The sequence below is a fragment of the Pararhizobium sp. PWRC1-1 genome, assembly GCF_049897905.1.
In the GTDB taxonomy this organism is placed as follows: Bacteria; Pseudomonadota; Alphaproteobacteria; order Rhizobiales; family Rhizobiaceae; genus Pararhizobium.
Window position 1 is genome coordinate 87,873 of the sequence record NZ_JAFCXE010000016.1, and the last position, 18,146, is coordinate 106,018.

The 18,146-nt window shown below is 61.5% G+C and carries 14 protein-coding genes; 3 read left to right on the forward strand and 11 right to left on the reverse strand.

Annotated features, from left to right (window positions below; translation table 11 throughout):
* Positions 1-84: 84 nt before the first annotated feature.
* The 3 genes from ACP7E0_RS22960 to ACP7E0_RS22970 form a co-directional block, all read right to left on the reverse strand.
* On the reverse strand, positions 85-1,737 hold the full coding sequence (locus ACP7E0_RS22960) for an OFA family MFS transporter (protein WP_426128134.1): 1,653 nt from the start codon (positions 1,735-1,737) through the stop codon (positions 85-87).
* Between the two features lie 241 nt (positions 1,738-1,978).
* Positions 1,979-3,982: a sensor histidine kinase gene (locus ACP7E0_RS22965; RefSeq protein ID WP_426128136.1), complete on the reverse strand. Its 2,004-nt coding sequence runs from the start codon at positions 3,980-3,982 to the stop codon at positions 1,979-1,981.
* Positions 3,975-5,366 (reverse strand): sigma-54-dependent transcriptional regulator, encoded by a 1,392-nt coding sequence (locus ACP7E0_RS22970; RefSeq protein ID WP_426128138.1) that lies wholly within the window; start codon positions 5,364-5,366, stop codon positions 3,975-3,977. Before ACP7E0_RS22970 ends, ACP7E0_RS22965 begins: the two co-directional genes overlap by 8 nt.
* 192 nt (positions 5,367-5,558) lie before the next feature.
* Here ACP7E0_RS22970 and ACP7E0_RS22975 point away from each other — a divergent pair, with 192 nt between their 5' ends.
* A complete protein-coding gene (locus ACP7E0_RS22975; RefSeq protein ID WP_426128140.1) occupies positions 5,559-6,164 on the forward strand; it encodes a nucleotidyltransferase domain-containing protein in 606 nt (201 codons plus the stop codon).
* 15 nt (positions 6,165-6,179) lie between these two features.
* Here the strand turns inward: ACP7E0_RS22975 and ACP7E0_RS22980 are convergent, their stop codons facing one another.
* The 8 genes from ACP7E0_RS22980 to ACP7E0_RS23015 all read right to left on the reverse strand — a co-directional run bounded on the left by ACP7E0_RS22980 (position 6,180) and on the right by ACP7E0_RS23015 (position 15,548).
* A complete protein-coding gene (locus ACP7E0_RS22980) occupies positions 6,180-6,893 on the reverse strand; it encodes a pentapeptide repeat-containing protein (RefSeq protein ID WP_426128142.1) in 714 nt (237 codons plus the stop codon).
* A 228-nt stretch (positions 6,894-7,121) separates the two neighbouring features.
* Positions 7,122-7,460, reverse strand: a complete 339-nt coding sequence (locus ACP7E0_RS22985; RefSeq protein WP_426128144.1) for a formate dehydrogenase subunit delta — start codon at positions 7,458-7,460, stop codon at positions 7,122-7,124.
* On the reverse strand, positions 7,450-8,277 hold the full coding sequence (gene fdhD, locus ACP7E0_RS22990) for a formate dehydrogenase accessory sulfurtransferase FdhD (protein WP_426128146.1): 828 nt from the start codon (positions 8,275-8,277) through the stop codon (positions 7,450-7,452). Before fdhD ends, ACP7E0_RS22985 begins: the two co-directional genes overlap by 11 nt.
* A 452-nt stretch (positions 8,278-8,729) precedes the next feature.
* On the reverse strand, positions 8,730-11,609 hold the full coding sequence (gene fdhF, locus ACP7E0_RS22995) for a formate dehydrogenase subunit alpha (RefSeq protein ID WP_426128148.1): 2,880 nt from the start codon (positions 11,607-11,609) through the stop codon (positions 8,730-8,732).
* 5 nt (positions 11,610-11,614) lie between these two features.
* Positions 11,615-13,171 carry a formate dehydrogenase beta subunit gene (locus tag ACP7E0_RS23000; RefSeq protein ID WP_426128150.1) on the reverse strand — a complete coding sequence of 519 codons (1,557 nt, stop codon included), beginning with the start codon at positions 13,169-13,171 and terminating at the stop codon, positions 11,615-11,617.
* A complete protein-coding gene (locus ACP7E0_RS23005; RefSeq protein WP_426128245.1) occupies positions 13,168-13,587 on the reverse strand; it encodes a formate dehydrogenase subunit gamma in 420 nt (139 codons plus the stop codon). Before ACP7E0_RS23005 ends, ACP7E0_RS23000 begins: the two co-directional genes overlap by 4 nt.
* 271 nt (positions 13,588-13,858) lie before the next feature.
* Complete coding sequence (locus ACP7E0_RS23010) at positions 13,859-14,752, reverse strand: LysR family transcriptional regulator (RefSeq protein ID WP_426128151.1); 894 nt, start codon at positions 14,750-14,752, stop codon at positions 13,859-13,861.
* A 25-nt stretch (positions 14,753-14,777) separates the two neighbouring features.
* Positions 14,778-15,548 (reverse strand): SDR family NAD(P)-dependent oxidoreductase, encoded by a 771-nt coding sequence (locus ACP7E0_RS23015; protein WP_426128153.1) that lies wholly within the window; start codon positions 15,546-15,548, stop codon positions 14,778-14,780.
* Between the two features lie 175 nt (positions 15,549-15,723).
* Here ACP7E0_RS23015 and ACP7E0_RS23020 point away from each other — a divergent pair, with 175 nt between their 5' ends.
* Positions 15,724-16,488: a DeoR/GlpR family DNA-binding transcription regulator gene (locus tag ACP7E0_RS23020; protein ID WP_426128155.1), complete on the forward strand. Its 765-nt coding sequence runs from the start codon at positions 15,724-15,726 to the stop codon at positions 16,486-16,488.
* 105 nt (positions 16,489-16,593) lie between these two features.
* Positions 16,594-18,135, forward strand: coding sequence for a glycerol-3-phosphate dehydrogenase (gene glpD / locus ACP7E0_RS23025; RefSeq protein ID WP_426128157.1), 1,542 nt, complete (start codon positions 16,594-16,596; stop codon positions 18,133-18,135).
* The last annotated feature ends 11 nt before the right edge of the window (positions 18,136-18,146 follow it).

Consider the following 18,146-nt stretch of genomic DNA (forward strand, 5'->3'; position numbering starts at 1 on the left):
ACCTCTTCTCCCCGTCAACACGGGGAGAAGTGGCCGGAAGGGCGGATGAGGGGGGGCGGCAGCAGTAAGCTGCCGCGCTTCCCTTTACCCGAACAGCACCATACTGGCCCTCAGCGTGACCCAGACGCCCCAGAGCAACGGGATGCCGACGATAGCCCAGGCGATCAGGGCCTTGCCGTCGAAACCGCCGGCGCCGATGCCGAAGGAGCCCGTGGGGCCAGCATTTGCTGCGGCGGACTTGGCCTGGAGGGCATTAACCTCCTCGTCGTTCATGAACCATTTGTCCGATAGCGGCCGGATCAGCGCATTGGCGATCAGACCCAGTGCGAGCATGCCGGCGAGGATATACATCGTGCCGGTGTAGAGTTCGGGACCGGGCGCGACGCCAGCCGAAATCTGTGCCTCGCGGATATAGTTGACCACGACCGGGCCGACGATGCCCGCCGTTGCCCAGGCCGTCAGCAGACGCCCATGGATGGCGCCGACGAACTGGGTGCCGAAGATATCGGCAAGATAGGCGGGGATGGTGGCGAACCCGCCGCCATACATCGACAGGATGATGCCGAACGCCAGAACGAACAGCGCCTTGTTGCCCAGACCGGCGAGCGTCGGGGCGAGCGCATAGAGCGCGATACCGAGGACGAAGAAGCAGAAGTAGGTGTTCTTGCGGCCGATCTTGTCGGACAGCGAGGCCCAGAAGAAGCGGCCGCCGATGTTGAACAGCGAGAGAAGCCCGGTAAAGCCCGCCGCGATGGCGGCGATCGATGCTTTCTGCGTCGTGTCGAGATCTGCAAAGGCGACATCCGGCAGGCCGATCAAGGAGCCTGCGAAAATCTCCTGGAGCATTGGCGAGGCCATGCCGATGACGCCGATGCCGGCCGAGACGTTGAGGCAGAGCACTGCCCAGATCAGCCAGAACTGCTTCGTCTTATGGGCATCGCGCAGGTGAACATGCTTGGTGGTGATCATCGTGCTTTTGGAGGCGGGTGCAGTCCAGCCTTCCGGACGCCAGCCGGCGGGTGGGATTCGGTAACCGAAGGCGCCGCCCATCATGAAGACGAAGTAGATCACCGCCATGACGACGAAGGTTTGCCAGACGCCGGCCGAAGCATCAGTGCGGAAATAGGTCATCAGCAGGTTGGCGAGCGGAGCGCCGATCATGGCGCCGCCGCCAAAGCCCATGATCGCCATGCCGGTTGCCATGCCGCGCCGGTCGGGGAACCATTTTATCAGGGTGGAAACCGGCGAGATATAGCCGAGCCCGAGGCCGACACCGCCGATGACACCGGCGCCGAGCCACATCAGCCAGAGTTGATGGGTATAGACACCGAGTGCCGCGACGAGGATGCCGCCGCACCAGCAGCAGGCGGAGACGAACCCGGCCTTGCGCGGGCCGGCGCGTTCCAGCCAGCCGCCCCAAATGGCGGCCGAGCAGCCGAGCAGCACGAAAAACAGCGTATAGATCCAGCCGAGATCTGCAACGCGCCAATTGCAGCTGGTGGTGAAGAGGGCAGACGCGAGGTTCATGCTGGCGCAGGTATCGGGCGTGGTGCCGAGCGCCTTGGACAGCGGCAGCCAGAAGACGCTGAAGCCATAGGCCATACCGATACAGAGATGGATGGCCAGCGCTGCCGGTGGTACGAGCCAGCGGTTGAAGCCCGGCTTGGCGATGATGCGTTCGCGGTCGAGAAGACCGACTGCGCCTCCGCCCACATAGGTATCCGTTGTTGCTGCCATTGTGTATCTCCTCCATTCGCCCACGTCCCGTCGGGCGTTCCCAGTGAATGTCATGTCCGGGGTGGCTGAACAGTGTCTCGCACCACTCGCTCCTCAACGCGTGTTGCCTCCTCTGCCGTCCGTCCCATCACAGGAGCAATCGGCGTGCCATATCGGGTCATTCAAGATTTCAATGGGTTATGCGGGAGAGGCTGCGGGCGTTGGACAAAATGTCTGGGAGCCGGCGGACATTTTGTCCGGATCAGCTGGCTTCCGGCAGCCAGATGGAAAAGGTCGTTCCCTCTCCCGGCGCGCTCTGGACGGAAATGCGGCCGTTCTGGCGGGCGATCAGGCGCTGGCTGATGGAGAGGCCAAGACCGGTTCCTTCCTGCCGTTTGGTGGTGAAGAACGGGTCGAAAATCTTGCCGATCAGTTCCGGCGTCATGCCCACACCCGTGTCGGTGATTTCAATGAGGACGCCGGGTCTCGTCTCGACGTCTTGATCCAGCGTGCGGATCGTTAGTATCCCGCCCTTCGGCATGGCGTGAATGGCATTGACGATCAGGTTGACCGTCACCTGCTGCAGTTCCGTCCGGTTCATCAGCACCAGCCGCGTGGCCCGGTCGTCGCGGACGAGCTTGATCTCGGCTTTATGGAGCAGATGCTGCACCAGCGGCAGGCAATCGGAGATCACCTCTGATGGCGGGTGGCGCTCAACATAACCGGCATATTCTTCCGGCTTGGCAAACTGCAAGAGCTTGGTGACGATCTGGCTGATGCGATGGATCTGCTCGTCGATTAGCCGGAACTCGACTTTCGCCTCGTCGGCCTTGGCGCCGAGCACACTGCGGACAACGTCGAGATTGCCCTGGATGACGGCGATCGGATTGTTGATCTCGTGGGCGACACCGGCGGTGATCTCGCCGATGGCGGCAAGTTTTTCCGACATGATCAGCTGCTTGGTGGTCGCCTCGATCTGGCGGTTGGCGAGTTCCAGTTCGCTGGTGCGTTCGGCAACGCGGTCGTTCAGCTCCTCGTTCCATTGCCGAAGTTCGCGGTCGCGCTGCTGCAACTGGTCGAGCAGGCCGTCGAGATGCAACGCGACGCGGCCGATTTCGTCGCTTGCGGCCTCCAGTTCGGTGCGGGCGCCCATATTGCCGCCTTCGACGCGGGTAATGGTGTCGCTCATGCGTTCCAGCGGCTGGAAGATCGCCCGGGCCCAGCGCAGGAAGATCGGAACGCTGGCGGCAGTAACGGCCAGGAAGGCGAGTACGATGGTCAGCAGCGTGGTATATTTCGCCTGCCGGAAGGGCGTTTCCAGAAAGCCGACATAGAGCATGCCGACGCGCTTGCCGAAACTGTCGACGATCGGCTCATAGGCCGAAATGTACCAGTCATTGACGACGAAAGCGCTGTCGAGCCAGGTGCGGCCCTCGTCCAGAACGGTAGCGCGCACGGCGGCGGAAACCCGGGTTCCCAAGGCGCGGCGATCCTCGAACAGGCGCACATTGGTGCTGATACGCACGTCCTCGAGAAATAGCGTCGCGGTGCCCTTGCTGCCCTCCGGCAGGCTAGCCTCGCGATAGACGAGGTCGTTGATCGTATCGATGAAGACGAGGTTCTGGTTGAGCAGGATACCGCCGACCAGTGCCGCCTTTACGCCGTTTGCGAGTATCACCGGGCTGGCCGAGTGCACGACCATGCCGCGCGTCTCGCTCTTCCTGTCGGTCGGTACTGCGTTGGGGGTTTCCACCAGCTCGATCCGGGCGCGCTCCGCCAGCGCCGGCGACAGGGCGGCCAGTTGGGCGTCGGAGAAAATGTCGATAGCGGTCGAGGATGTGCCGTCGAGCGCTGAGATCACCACCGTCCAGGCTTCCTGCGCTTGCCGTGCCGCGCTGATCGGTTGTCCCTGATGATCGACAAGCATGAGGAAATCGAGGCCGAGCGTCTGGCGGCTCTTCTCAAGGAATGCTGGCAGGGCCGGGGTTTCGCCGGAGCCGACCGTGTCGCGAAATGCGGCGGAGACGGCAAGTGCCTGGATATGCTCACCGGTGTTTTCGAGAATGCGGGACAGATATTGATGGGCGATGGTCAGGTCGCCATTGACCTTGGTGATCAGCAGCGCATCGAATTTCGCATTCCAGCGGGCAATGGCGATACCAAGCAGAAGCGGCAGGATGACCAGCGTCGGCAGGAGCGCGATGGCCAGAAGCCTAAAGCGGATTGAGCGGGCAGGGCGCTCCTTAGGGCGGGAAGCCTCAGCCATTCCAGACGGCGCATTTGCGGTCGATGGTCTTGCGCGAAATGCCGAGGCGGCCGGCCGCTTCATCACGATTGCCGCCGGTTTCCTTCAAAACGGCCAGAATATGCCGCCGCTCGACATCATCCAGCGTTTCACCAGCCGCTTCCGCCTGCTGACTGCGATTGCCCCGAAAGTCGTCCGGGAATTTTCCGAGAATCAACGAGCGCTCGATGAGGTTGCGCAGCTCGCGCACATTGCCCGGCCACGCATAACGCGCCAGCGCTGCCCGCACCGGCGCGTCGATCGTCACTTTCGGCATGCCGAGTTGCTGCGACAGTTTCTGCATGAACAGATCAGCGAGTTCTTGCACATCGTTGCCCCGGTCGCGCAGCGGCGGCAGAGTGAGCTGCATGACATTGATCCGGTAGAACAGGTCGGCGCGGAACCGGCCTTTCTCGACCTCCTTCTGCAGGTCGGCATTGGTGGCGAAGACGAAACGCAAATCGACCGGCACCTCCCGCTCGGAGCCAACAGGCCGGACGCGGCGATCCTCGATGACACGCAGCAGCTTGCTCTGGGTGGCAAGCGGCATTTCGCCGATCTCATCGAGGAACAACGTGCCGCCCTGCGCATGGGTGAACAGGCCTTCGCGGTTGTTTTCGGCGCCGGTAAACGCGCCCTTGATATGGCCGAACAGCTCGGTCTCGATCATGTCGGCCGGGATGGCGGCGCAATTGACCGGCACGAAAGGCTTGTCCGCCCGGTCGGACAAGGTGTGCAGCGAGCGGGCGGCGACCTCCTTGCCCGTGCCGGATTCGCCGGTCAAAAGCACCGAGGTCGGCAATGGGGCGACGCGCGCGATGGTATCGCGGACATCGCCGATGACCCGTGATGCGCCGATCAGCCGGTCGCGCAAAAGGATGTGGTCGGACGTCGCCTTCAGCTCGTAGCGCAGCACGAAATTCTCGCGCTGCAGCCGCATGCGGTCAAGGCAGCGGGCGACGGAATTAAGGATCTGGTTTGAGCGGAACGGTTTGAGCACGAAATCGACGGCGCCGGCGCGCAGAGCCTGGATCGCGGTTTCCAGATCGGCAAAGGCGGTGATCAGGATCGCCTCGGCAAAGAAGCCGATGGCGCGTTGCTCGGCAAGCCAATCGACGCCATTCTTGCCGGGCATGATATTGTCGAGGATGACGACATCGAAATGATGCGCGTCGAGCTTGCGCGACGCCTCGTCGGTATCGGCCGCCTCCTCGATCCGCTTGCAGCGGGGTCCGAGCGTACGAACGAGGAAATTGCGCATGCCCGGCTCATCATCGACGATCAGGATGGATGCCTGCGCCAGCCACGGGCCGAATTCCGGATCGCGCTCCGGCACGGACGCTTTTCGCGCTGCCTCTCCCTGCAAAAGTCTCTCCCTCTTTTGACGAGGCCGACCATAGCAAGGGTGACGGGAAGGTACAAAGCGGTTTCGGGTTTCTTTCGGAAAACAGCCTGATTGGTTCGCTGCGGGATATCTTGCGGCAGATAGGCCCGGTTTATTCGCTGCTTCAACTCTGCTAGGTGCCCGATCGAATGCAATGGCTGAGGGGCACATTCGATGAATGTACAGGAAATTCCGGACCATGATGCCTGGAGCGCCTGGTATCCGTTGGAGCTGGCAAGCCGGCTGGCTGGCGTTTCGAAGCCGTGGTGCATCGTTGGCGGTTGGGCGGTTGATCTGTGGCATGGCCGACAGACCCGCGATCACGACGATCTCGAATTCACTGTGCTACGCGAGGATATCGGGATTTTCCGCAATGCCCTGAAAGGGCTCGATTTCTACACGGCGGGAAACGGGGTCGTGGAGCCTCTGCCGCACGACGCAGAGCTGCCCGCCGATATCACGCAGATCTGGTGCCTGGACAGTATCGAACGCCGCTGGCGGGTGGATATGATGATTGAACCCGGAACGCCGCAGACATGGGTCTGCAAACGCGATCCGACAATCTTTGGCCCCCGCCATGATTTCGTCCGCTCGACTACGGGTGGAATTCCCTATCTGGCGCCAGCACCCGTCCTTCTGTTCAAGGCCAAATATCAGCGGGCCAAAGATGAGATCGATTTCGAAAATGTCTTGCCGAAACTGGCAGTGTCGGAGCGGGTTTGGCTGAGGGCCAGCCTTGCGGTGGTGCACCCAGGGCATGACTGGATCGGAATGCTGTAGGGGCGATGGAAAGGGCTACCGAACCTTCAGCCCCAACTCCGCAAGCAACTGGCCCGCCTGATCGCGTGAGATCGTTGCGCCCTTGAATTGCTTGGCGTTCAGCAGGCGAATGCCGCCGAGGTCGGCGCCGCGAAGATCGGCACCCTCGAAACGGCAATCGACCAGATTGGCGTCGCGCAGGCTGCAATCCTGAAAGATCGCGTCGCGGAAATCGCATTTCTTCAGATCGGCCATCTGAAAATCGAGGCCGTTCAGGCGGGCCTTGCGAAAGGAGAGGCCGGGCAGCCGGGCGTCGGCCAATCGGGTTTCGATGAAGGTCAGGTTGAGGGTTTTGGCCTCGGAGAGGTTGGCTCCCGTCAACTTGCAGCGGGCGAATTGCGCGCCAGTCAGCGTCGTGCCCCTGAAATTGCTGTTGTTGAAGTCGCAGCCTTCGATCCTGCTTTCGGACAGATCGCAGCCGGTGAAATCGGCGAGACCGCCCTTGCAGCTTGACCAGGTCGTGGCACTGAGTTTTGCGCCGGTAAAATTGGCCTGCTTGACATTGCAGGCCTCAAACACCCATCCGTCCATTGTCAGGCGCGAAAGGTCGGCCTCCTCTAGAACGCAATCGATCAGCTTGTGCGGCAGCCCGCTTTTCGAGAGGTGTTCGATTGCAGAACGATCAAGCTCGCAGGTATCGAGGATATTGGCTGCTGAAATTTGGGTGTCCGGGGAGATGGAGGGCGCCATGCCGATGGTCCTTGTTCGTCATCGAGGGAACACGGCATAGAACCACGACCTCGCTGACCATTGCTGATCAAACTGGTGCCGTGGAAACCCGGAGGGGGCGTAAGCTGCTCAGCGCAGAAACCGGATTACCAACCGGCTCATCTTTTTCGGTGTTGCTGCGTAGCTTAGATGGCGCTCCCGTTCAACGTCCATGAACGGAGTTGTGCAAAGTATTGCGTCGCCCCGAGATCAGGCCTTTTCGGGAATGCTCGGTTCGGACAGGGATTCGCCGGCTGCCGTGCCTTTCCCGCCCGGTGCACCGGCGGCGGCATCGCTGCCGGTACCCACGCCTTCGGAGCCGGAATAGGGCTGCTTGATGATGGCGGCAGCGGCGATCACGATCGGGTCGAAACCGGCATCGCCCTGTTCGATCAGTTCGAAGAACGCCTTGCGCATGCGCGGTTCCCAGAACTTGTTGATATGGGTGGCGACGCCCTGGACGCGTTCGGCTTCGGGCTGCGACTTGAAGAAGGTGGCGATCTGGTTGGCCATCCGCACAAGTTTGCCATTGGTGTTATCAAGCGACATCGGCGATGGCTCCGGATTGAATGCGATGGGATTGCGTGAAAATCTCGAAATCGGCGCCGCGCACCAGCGCGATCAGCGTCATGCCGGCCTCATCCGCCGTGCGGATGGCAAGCGCCGTTGGTGCCGATATGGCGATGATGAACGGGCTGGCGATAATGGCGGTCTTCTGGACCATCTCTACGGAAACGCGGCTGGTGACGACGACGGCGCCGGTTGATCCGGCATGTCCGGTTCGCGCCGCAGCACCGACCAGCTTGTCCAGCGCATTGTGCCGGCCGACATCCTCGCGCACGGCGATCAGGCCCTTGCCGGGAACGTAAAAACCGGCGCCATGCACGGCGCGGGTTTCGAAATGTAGCGGTTGCTGGCCATTGAGCAGGGCAACGGCTTCGATGATCTGCTGCTCTGAGAGGTGCAGCGTCGAGGTCGATACCGTCGGCGTCTTGCGGACGGCCTGCTCGATCGATTCGATGCCGCAGAGACCGCAGCCAACGGGACCTGCCATATGGCGGCGGCGGGAGACCAATGCGTCGTTCTGCTCGTCCTTCAGGATGATCTGCAGGTCGATGCCTTTTTCGTCCGTGACGGCCTCGATCGATTCGATCTCGGAGGGATCGGTGATGATGCCCTCCGTCAGGCTGAAGCCGACGGCAAAATCCTCCAAATCACCGGGGGTGGCCATCATCACCGCATGGGTGGAGCCGCCATAGGAGAAGGCGATCGGCGTTTCCTCGGGGACGACGCGGGAGCCGGGCGTCAGCTTGCCGTTGCGATAGGCGGTCTCGGGGACGGTCTGGATGAGCTTGAAGCGGGTCATGCGGCGAGCTCCCTCTTCTCCCCAGCGGGGAGAAGGTGGCGCACAGCGCCGGATGAGGGGAGCGAAGCCGCCCTTCTTGCATCATGAATCTCATTGTTGTGAGACGAAACCGCGATCATCGGAGATTGGGGAATTGGCCTGCGGCCCCCCTCATCCGCCCTTCGGGCACCTTCTCCCCGCTGGGGAGAAGAGGGAACTCGATCTAACCCTCCCCCTTGTGGGGAGAGCCGGAGCGAAGCGGAGGGGAGGGGTTCTTGTTCGTTGAAGGAAAAGACCCCTCCCCAACCCCTCTCCACAAGGGGGAGGGACTTGACCGCGGATGACGCACGACCCAGCCACTCTCCCCCCTTGAGGGGGAGATGTCCCGGAGGGACCGAATAGCATGGGCGCGTCACATTCATCATTCGTTGTTCTTCTACAGTCTCAGTTCGCGGGTGTTGTGCGTCTAACAGCTACTCCGCTGCCTCCAGCTTGCCGGCGATCCGGCGGGAATGGCGGGCCTGTTCGTCATAGTCGATCTGCCATTGCGAGGGGCCGTTCGATGGCGAGATCTGGACTGCGGTTACCTTATACTCAGGGCAGTTGGTTGCCCAGTCGGAGAAGTCGGTGGTGATGACGTTGGCCTGTGTCGTCGGGTGGTGGAAGGTGGTGTAGACGACGCCGGTGGCGACGCGGTCGGTGATGAGCGCGCGCAGCGTCGTATCGCCGGAACGGCTGTGCAGCTTCACCCAGTCGCCATCGCGAACGCCGCGCAATTCGGCGTCATGCGGATGGATTTCCAGCCTATCCTCCTCGTGCCAGACGACATTGTCGGTGCGCCGGGTCTGGGCGCCGACATTGTACTGGGACAGGATGCGGCCGGTGGTGAGCAAAAGCGGGAAGCGCGGTCCGGTCTTTTCATCGGTTGCCACATACTCGGTGCGGATGAACTTGCCCTTGCCGCGCACGAAGCCGTCGATATGCATGATCGGCGACCCGAGCGGAGCCTTCTCGTTGCACGGCCACTGAACCGATCCCATCTTTTCCAGATAATCGTAGGACACCATGGCAAAGCTTGGCGTCGTCGCGGCGATTTCGTCCATGATCTGCGACGGGTGCGTATACGTCCAATCGAGCCCCATGGCCTGCGCCAACTTCTGCGTCACCTCCCAGTCCGCATAGCCGTTGCGGGGCGTCATCACCTTGCGGACGCGGTTGATGCGGCGCTCGGCATTGGTGAAGGTGCCGTCCTTTTCGAGGAAGGTCGAGCCCGGCAGGAAGACATGGGCGTAGTTGGCGGTTTCGTTGAGGAACAGGTCCTGCACGACGACGCATTCCATCGCGGCAAGGCCAGCCTGCACATGCTTGGTGTCCGGGTCGGACTGGAGAATGTCCTCGCCCTGGATATAGATGCCCTTGAACGAGCCATCGACGGCGGCATCTAGCATGTTGGGAATGCGCAGGCCCGGCTCGTTGGAAATGGTCACGCCCCAGAGCTTTTCGAAGGTTTCACGCGTCGCGTCATCGGAGACGTGACGGTAGCCTGGAAGCTCGTGCGGGAAGGAGCCCATGTCGCAGGCGCCTTGCACATTGTTCTGGCCGCGCAGCGGGTTCACGCCGACGCCTGGACGGCCGATATTGCCGGTGACCATGGCGAGATTGGCGATCGCGATGACCGTCGTCGAGCCTTGGCTGTGTTCGGTGACGCCGAGGCCGTAATAGATCGAGCCGTTGCCGCCGGTGGCAAACAGGCGGGCCGCACCGCGGATTTCCTCGGCCGGAACCCCGGAGAGCTTTTCGACGGCTTCGGGGCTGTGATGTTCTTCAGAAACGAAAGCCGCCCAGTCCTCGAACTCCGACCAGTCGCAACGTTCGCGGATGAATTTTTCGTCGTAGAGGCCTTCCGTCACGATGACATGGGCCAGCGAAGTGACCACGGCGACATTGGTGCCGGGGCGCAGCGGCAGGTGATGCGATGCCTTGATATGCGGCGAGGAGACGATGTCGGTGCGGCGCGGATCGACGACGATCAGCTTGGCGCCCTGCCGCAGCCGCTTCTTCAGGCGCGAGGCAAAGACCGGATGGCCATCGGTCGGGTTGGCGCCGATGATGATGACGACATCAGTGTGCTCGACCGAATCGAAATTCTGCGTGCCGGCCGAGGTGCCGAAGGTGGCGCCGAGACCATAGCCGGTCGGCGAGTGGCAGACGCGGGCGCAGGTATCGACATTGTTGTTGCCGAAGCCGGCGCGGATCAGCTTCTGGACGAGGTATGTTTCCTCGTTGGTGCAGCGCGACGAGGTGATGCCGCCGACCGATTCGCGGCCGTACTGATACTGGATGCGGCGGAATTCGCTGGCCGTATGGGTGAGCGCCTCTTCCCAGCTGACTTCGCGCCAGGGATCGGTGATCTTTTCGCGGATCATCGGGGTGAGGATGCGCTCCTTATGGGTCGAATAGCCATAGGCGAACCGGCCCTTGACGCAGGAATGGCCGCGATTGGCCTGGCCATCTTTCCACGGCACCATGCGCACCAGCTCTTCGCCGCGCATCTCCGCCTTGAACGAGCAGCCGACGCCGCAATAGGCGCAGGTGGTGACGACCGAATGTTCGGGCTGGCCGATGGCGATGACGGATTTTTCGGTGAGCGTCGCGGTCGGGCAGGCCTGGACGCAGGCGCCGCAGGAGACGCATTCGGACTCAAGAAAATTCTCGTGCATGCCGGGCGAAACACGGGAGCCGAAACCGCGGCCTTCGATGGTCAGCGCGAACGTGCCCTGAACCTCTTCGCAGGCGCGCACGCAGCGCGAACAGACGATGCATTTCGATGGGTCATAGGTGAAGTATGGATTGGATTCGTCCTTCGGCATCCATTTGGCATTGATGTCGCCATTGTTGCGCGCCTTGACGTGGTTGTCGCCTTCATAACCGTAGCGCACGTCACGCAGGCCGACGGCGCCGGCCATATCCTGCAATTCGCAGTCGCCATTGGCGGCACAGGTCAGACAGTCGAGCGGGTGGTCGGAGATGTAAAGCTCCATCACGCCCTTGCGGATGTCCTTCAGGCGGCTGGTCTGGGTATGGACGGTGATGCCGGGTGCGACGGGTGTGGTACAGGACGAGGGCGTACCGTTGCGGCCTTCGATTTCGACGAGACAGAGGCGGCAGGAGCCGAACGCATCGACCATGTCGGTGGCGCAGAGTTTCGGCACCTTGATGCCGGCCTCCATCGAGGCACGCATGATCGAGGTGCCTTCCGGCACGGTGATTTCGTTGCCGTCGATGGTGAGCGTCACCATGTTTTCCGAGCGGGAGGCGGGGGTGCCGAAGTCGATTTCAGAGACGAGGGGCATGGAAATTACTCCGCAGCTTCGACAAGGGGAGCCGGGCGAAAATCGTCCGGGAAATGATTCATGGCACTGGTAACCGGATAGGGCGTGAAACCGCCCAGCGCGCAGAGCGAGCCGAATTTCATCGTGTTGCAAAGGTCGGCGAGCAGCGCCATGTTCTTTTCCGGCTCGATGCCTTGGGCGATCTTGTCGGCTGTTTCGACGCCACGGGTCGAGCCGATGCGGCAGGGGGTGCACTTGCCGCAGCTTTCAATGGCGCAGAATTCCATGGCGAAACGGGCCTGCTTCAGCATGTCGGCGGTGTCGTCGAAGATGGTGATGCCGGCATGGCCGATCAGGCCATCCTTGGCTGCGAAGGCCTCGTAATCGAACGGCGTGTCGAACAGGGCGCGGGGGAAATAGGCGCCGAGCGGGCCGCCGACCTGCACGGCCTTGACCGGACGTCCGGTCGCGGTGCCGCCGCCGATCTCATCGACGATCTGGCCGAGCGTCAGGCCGAAGGCAGCCTCATAAAGTCCACCATGCTTGACGTTGCCGGCGATCTGGATCGGGATCGTGCCGCGTGAGCGGCCCATGCCGAAGTCCTTATAATAGACCGGGCCCTTGTCCATGATGATCGGCACAGAGGCGAGGGAGATGACGTTGTTGATGACGGTCGGGGAGTTGAAAAGGCCCTTGTGGGCGGGAAGTGGGGGCTTGGCACGGACAATGCCGCGCTTGCCTTCCAGCGAGTTCAAAAGAGCCGTTTCCTCGCCGCAGACATAGGCGCCTGCGCCGGTGCGGATCTCGATGTCGAAGGCCTTGGCCGAGCCGAGCACGGAGCTGCCCAGCACCCCTGCCTTGTGGGCGATCTCGACGGCTTGCGTCATCGTCGTGATGGCGTGGGGATATTCCGAGCGGATGTAGACGAAGCCCTTGGTCGCACCCGTTGCGATGCCGGCAATCGCCATGCCCTCGATCAGCACGAAGGGGTCGCCCTCCATGATCATGCGGTCGGCGAAGGTGCCACTATCGCCCTCGTCGGCATTGCAGACGATGTATTTGCGGTCGCCGGGGGTGTCGAGAACCGTCTTCCATTTGATGCCGGTCGGGAAGCCCGCGCCGCCGCGGCCGCGAAGACCGCTCTCGGTCACGTGGGTAACGATATCGGCAGGCGACAAGGTCACGGCTCTTTCCAGGCCCTTCAGCCCGTCATGGGCCCGGTAGTCGGCGAGTGACAGCGGATCGACGATGCCGCAGCGGGCAAAGGTCAGGCGCGTCTGGTTTTTCAGGAATGGCAGTTCCTCGGTCTTTCCGAGACAAAGCGGGTGGGTTCCGCCGGTGGCAAGGCCTGCGTCCAGCAAAGACGCCACATCGGACGCTTTCACCGGGCCATAGGCAATCCGGCCTTCTGGCGTCTCGACCTCGATCATCGGTTCCAGCCAGTGCAGGCCGCGCGATCCGTTGCGGACGATTGTAGCGTCCAGCCCGCGCGCTTCGATTTCACGGGTCAACGCCGTGGCGACGCGCTCGGAACCGAGGGCGAGGGCTGATGCATCCTTGGGAACGAAAATCCGCACGCTCATGCCCGTACCTCCGCAACGAGGTCGCGCACCGCCTCTGCGTCAAGCCGTCCGTGCACCTCGCCGTCGAGCATCGCGGCGGGTGCGGTGGAGCAGAGCCCAAGACAATAGACGGGTTCCAGCGTCACCGCGCCATCGAGCGTCGTCTGGTGGAAATCGATGCCGAGCAGGGATTTTACCCATTCGGCCAACTGGTCGCCGCCCATCGACTGGCAGGCTTCGGCCCGACAGAGCTTTAGCACATGCCGGCCCGCCGGGTGGTCGCGATAGTCGTGGTAGAAGGTGACGACGCCGTGGACTTCGGCGCGCGACAGGTTGAGCTCGCGGGCGATGACCGGCAGGGCTTCCTGCGGCACATAGCCGAACTCGGCCTGGATCTCGTGCAGTATCGGCAGAAGCGGCCCTTCGAGCGACTTCATTTCGCTGACGATATCCAGCGTCCGTTCACCGATATCACGGCTTGATACATGCAGGTTCAACGTTCAGACCTCCCGAACTGAAATGAACAATCTGTCGTCATCTGCGATTCCAATCAAACGAAGCTCCCTCCAGAACATCGTTTCATTCGGTTTCCTGGATCAAAATGACCAGAAAGACGCGGTTTCGCAGCTCACGCACTGAGAGGACAGCGTGTCAGCAGGCTGCGGGAGGGTCAATAGGCGTATTCCGTTAAGCGATAGATGTTTTCTATCAAAGAGCTTGGGCGTCGGCCAGAATGCGCGCTTCGTGCAGCAGGGCCGAGACGAGCGGCGTGAATGGTTCGCGATGCGTTGCGACCAACCCGACCGTGTGCCGGGCATCCGGCTCGATGATCGGGATCAGCCGGATCTCGTCATGAAAACCAAACGATTTCGCGACGTTATACGGCATGATGCTGGCCCAGTGGCCGGTGCGCACATGGGAGAACAGTACGATCATCGAATTGGATTCCAGCGTTGGCGAGACGGTCACGCCGGCTTCTGCGAAATGCTGGTTGATGATGCGCCGGTTCTGCATATCCGCGGTCAATAGACAAAGCCGAACACTGCCGACTTCCTTCCAGGTCACAGTTTCGCGATCTGACAGATCGGTACCTGCAGCGGTCACCAGATGATAGCGCTCCACCTGCAGCGGCACGCTGGTGACGCGCCCGAGCGGTTCGTTTTCCAGATAGGTGAGACCGGCATCGATCTCTAGGTTTTCCAGCAGGCCGAGGATTTTCAGCGAGGTGGTGGAGAGGATAGAGAAGGTCACCTCCGGATGCTTTTCCTGGAACGGTGCGGTAATGCGCGGCACCATAGCAAGCGTCGTCGGCACGGCAGCTAGCCTGATATGGCCGACAAGTCCGCGCCGGGCAGCGCGCATTTCCTCGTGCATGGTGCGCGAATCACCGACGATCCGCCGGGCCCATTCCAGCACACGCTGGCCTTCCGGCGTCAGGCTCTGGTAGCGCGAGCCGCGATTGACCAGCATGACGCCGAGTTGATCTTCCAGTTGCTTGATCGCGGCCGAAAGCGTCGGCTGGGTAATGCCGCAGAGGTCGGCGGCGCGGCCGAAATGCCTCTCCTGGGCGAGTGCGATGAAGAATTCCAGCTTGTCGATCAATCGCTACCCTCCCCCATGCCTACGCTCAGCAGATCAACTGACCGCCGTTCACTTCCAGCACCTGTCCGGTGATGTAACCCGAGAGCGCGTTCGACGCGAGGAACAAATAGGCCGGGGCGCAATCCTCGGCGGTGCCCAGCCGTTGCAACGGGATGGTCTTGCGGGTGGCTTCGAGCTTTTCGGCGGATGAGTAGCGTTCGTGGAAATCGGTGGTGATCGTTCCCGGCGAAACGCAGTTGACGCGGATACCTTCAGGCGCCAGCTCGCGGGCGAGTGCCTTGGAGTATGTCGAGACGAAGGCCTTGGTGGCCGAATAGATCGCCGATCCGGCGCTGCCGCCGGTGAGCGCCGAGATCGACACAGTGGTGATGATGGCCGGATGGGTGCCGCGCCGGATCAGTGGCAAGAGCGCGCGGGTGGTCTGCACCACGGAGGTCTGGTTGAGCTGCACCACCGTCTCATATTGTTCATCGGTCAGGTCACCGGCGAGAAACCGGCCGACCATCGTGCCGGCATTGTTGATGAGAATGTCGATGGCCTGGAAACGCGTGGCGATGCCGGTGGCCAGAAGTTCGATGCCGCCTGCAGTCGAGAAATCGGCATACGAGAGAAAAGCCCGGCCTTCGGTCAGAGCCGCATCGAGAAAATCGGGCAGCGGCTCGCGCGCCACGCGGCCGCCATGCAGATAGACGGTTGCGCCGCAATCGAGAAACTGGCGGGCGACCTCCAAGCCGATACCGCGACCGGCGCCGGTGACGACAACATTCAAGCCTTTGAACAGCGATGGATGAAACATAGTGAACTCCTCCTCAGCCACCGACAGGCTGTAGCATCATGACCGGAATTGCAACGCAGCCGGTTTCCCTTCTTTGAAAAGGGTTCATTTTAAGCACTCGCTGCGTTTATGAAATTGCGCTGCTTTCGTTTTTGCCTATTATGAAAGAAAACGAAAACGAAGGGGAGGAGTAACCATGTATCTGACGGGGCGCCAGTCGGAAATCCTAGAGCTTGCCAAGACCGATGGCCGGGTTCTCGTCGATGAACTGGCCGCACGCTTTTCCGTGACGCCGCAGACCATCCGCAAGGATCTCAACGATCTATGCGACGGCCGGGTGCTGACGCGTATCCACGGTGGGGCGGTCTTTCCGCGTGGCAACGAGAATGTGAAATACGAGGCCCGCCGCTCGATCGCAGCTCTGGAAAAACAGGCAATCGGCCAGGCTGCTGCCGCGATGATCCCGAACAATTCCTCGCTTTTCATCAATATCGGCACGACGACGGAAGCCGTCGGTGAAGCGCTTCTTGACCATACGGAACTGATGGTCATTACCAATAACATCAATGTTGCCAATCGCTTGCGAGTTTTTCCATCGATCGAAGTGGTCATTGCCGGTGGCGTCGTGCGCGGTGCCGATGGCGGTATCGTCGGTGAGGCGGCGGTGGATTTCATCCGCCAGTTCAAGGTGGATTATGCCGTTATCGGCGCATCCGCGATCGATCACGACGGCGCGCTTCTGGATTTCGATTATCGCGAAGTGAAAGTGGCCCAAGCGATCATTGCCAATGCCCGGCATGTTATTCTCGTTTCGGACTCGACCAAATTCGAGCGCACGGCGCCGGTCCGGATCGGCCATATCACCCAGGTTCACACCTTCATTACCGATATTTGTCCCATCGAGAATGTCCGGAATATCTGCCAGGAGCAGGATGTTCGGCTGATCGAAACGGCGCGCTGAAATCGTTGATTTTAGCGGCTGCTTGTTTTCCAAAAACATTCGTTTGACATTCGTAAGGTTTTCGCTTTAATTATTTTTACTTTCGCATCTGCGCAAAATTGTGCAATGCGAAATGTGGGAGGGGAAGCAGTGCCTGCGCAAGATGTACTCGACATTTTCGTGATCGGTGGCGGCATCAATGGGTGTGGCATCGCAAGAGATGCTGCCGGCCGTGGATATTCGGTTGCGCTGGCCGAAATGGACGATTTCGCCTCCGGTACCTCCTCGCGCGCCACCAAGCTCATTCATGGTGGATTGCGCTATCTCGAGCACTACGAATTCCGGCTGGTGCGTGAATCGCTTATGGAGCGCGAAGTGCTCTGGGCGATGGCGCCGCATATCATCTGGCCGATGCGCTTCGTGCTGCCGTTCCACAAAGGCGGCATCCGCCCGGCCTGGCTCATCCGTCTCGGCCTTTTCCTCTACGATCATATCGGCGGCCGCAAGCTTTTGCCCGCCACTCGTACGCTGGACATGCGGCGCGATCCGGCTGCCAAGCCGTTGAAGGCGCTGTTCACCAAGGCATTCGAATATTCCGACGGCTGGGTCGATGACGCCCGCCTCGTGGTGCTTAACGCCAAGGATGCAGCGCTCAAGGGTGCGCGCGTCATGACCCGCAGCCGCGTCGTCTCGGCGGAGCGTGAAGGCGGCCTCTGGTCTGTGAGTGTGGAGGATGCGGCGACCGGTGGCGTCAACACCTTCAAGGCGCGGATGCTGGTCAATGCGGCCGGCCCCTGGGTCGACGTGGTTTTGTCGGGTGCCGTGCGCAAGAACAATGTCCACAATGTCCGCCTCGTTCAGGGCAGCCATATCGTCGTGAAGAAGAAGTTTGACGATAGCCGCGCCTATTTCTTCCAGAACCCGGACAACCGCATCATCTTCGCGATCCCCTACGAGACCGATTTCACCCTGATCGGTACGACCGACAATGATTTCACCGGCGACCCGAAGAACATCCAGATCACCGAGGGCGAGATTGCCTATCTCTGCAATGCGGCGAGCGAGTATTTTTCCGAACCGGTCAAGCCGGCCGATGTGGTCTGGACCTATTCCGGCGTGCGGCCGCTGTTTGATGACGGCGCCTCGAAGGCGCAGGAAGCGACGCGCGATTATGTGCTGAAGATCGATGGCGGCGACGGCGATGCGCCACTGCTCAACGTCTTCGGCGGCAAGCTGACCACCTATCGCCGGCTCGCCGAGCATGCGCTGGAAAAGATCGCCGGCGCGATCGGCGCGAAGGGCAATCCGTGGACCGCGAAAAGCGTCCTTCCGGGCGGTGATTTTCCGGCGAGCGGCTATGACGCCGAAGTTACGAAACTCAAGAGCCGCTATCCGTTTCTGACTGAGCGCCACGCGCGCCGCTTGGTCCGGCTTTATGGTACGCTGGCAGCAAGTCTGCTGGGCAATGCCGGCAAGGCGGAGGACCTTGGGTTGCATTTCGGCGCTGATCTCTATGAGGTCGAGGTGCAGTGGCTGATGACCCAGGAATGGGCGCGGCACGCCGAGGATATCCTCTGGCGCCGCACCAAGCTGGGCTTGACATTGACCCAGGCGGAAGCCGCCGGGTTGGAGGAATACATGCGGGAGACTATCCGCAACGTTGCCTGACGGTCGCGCCG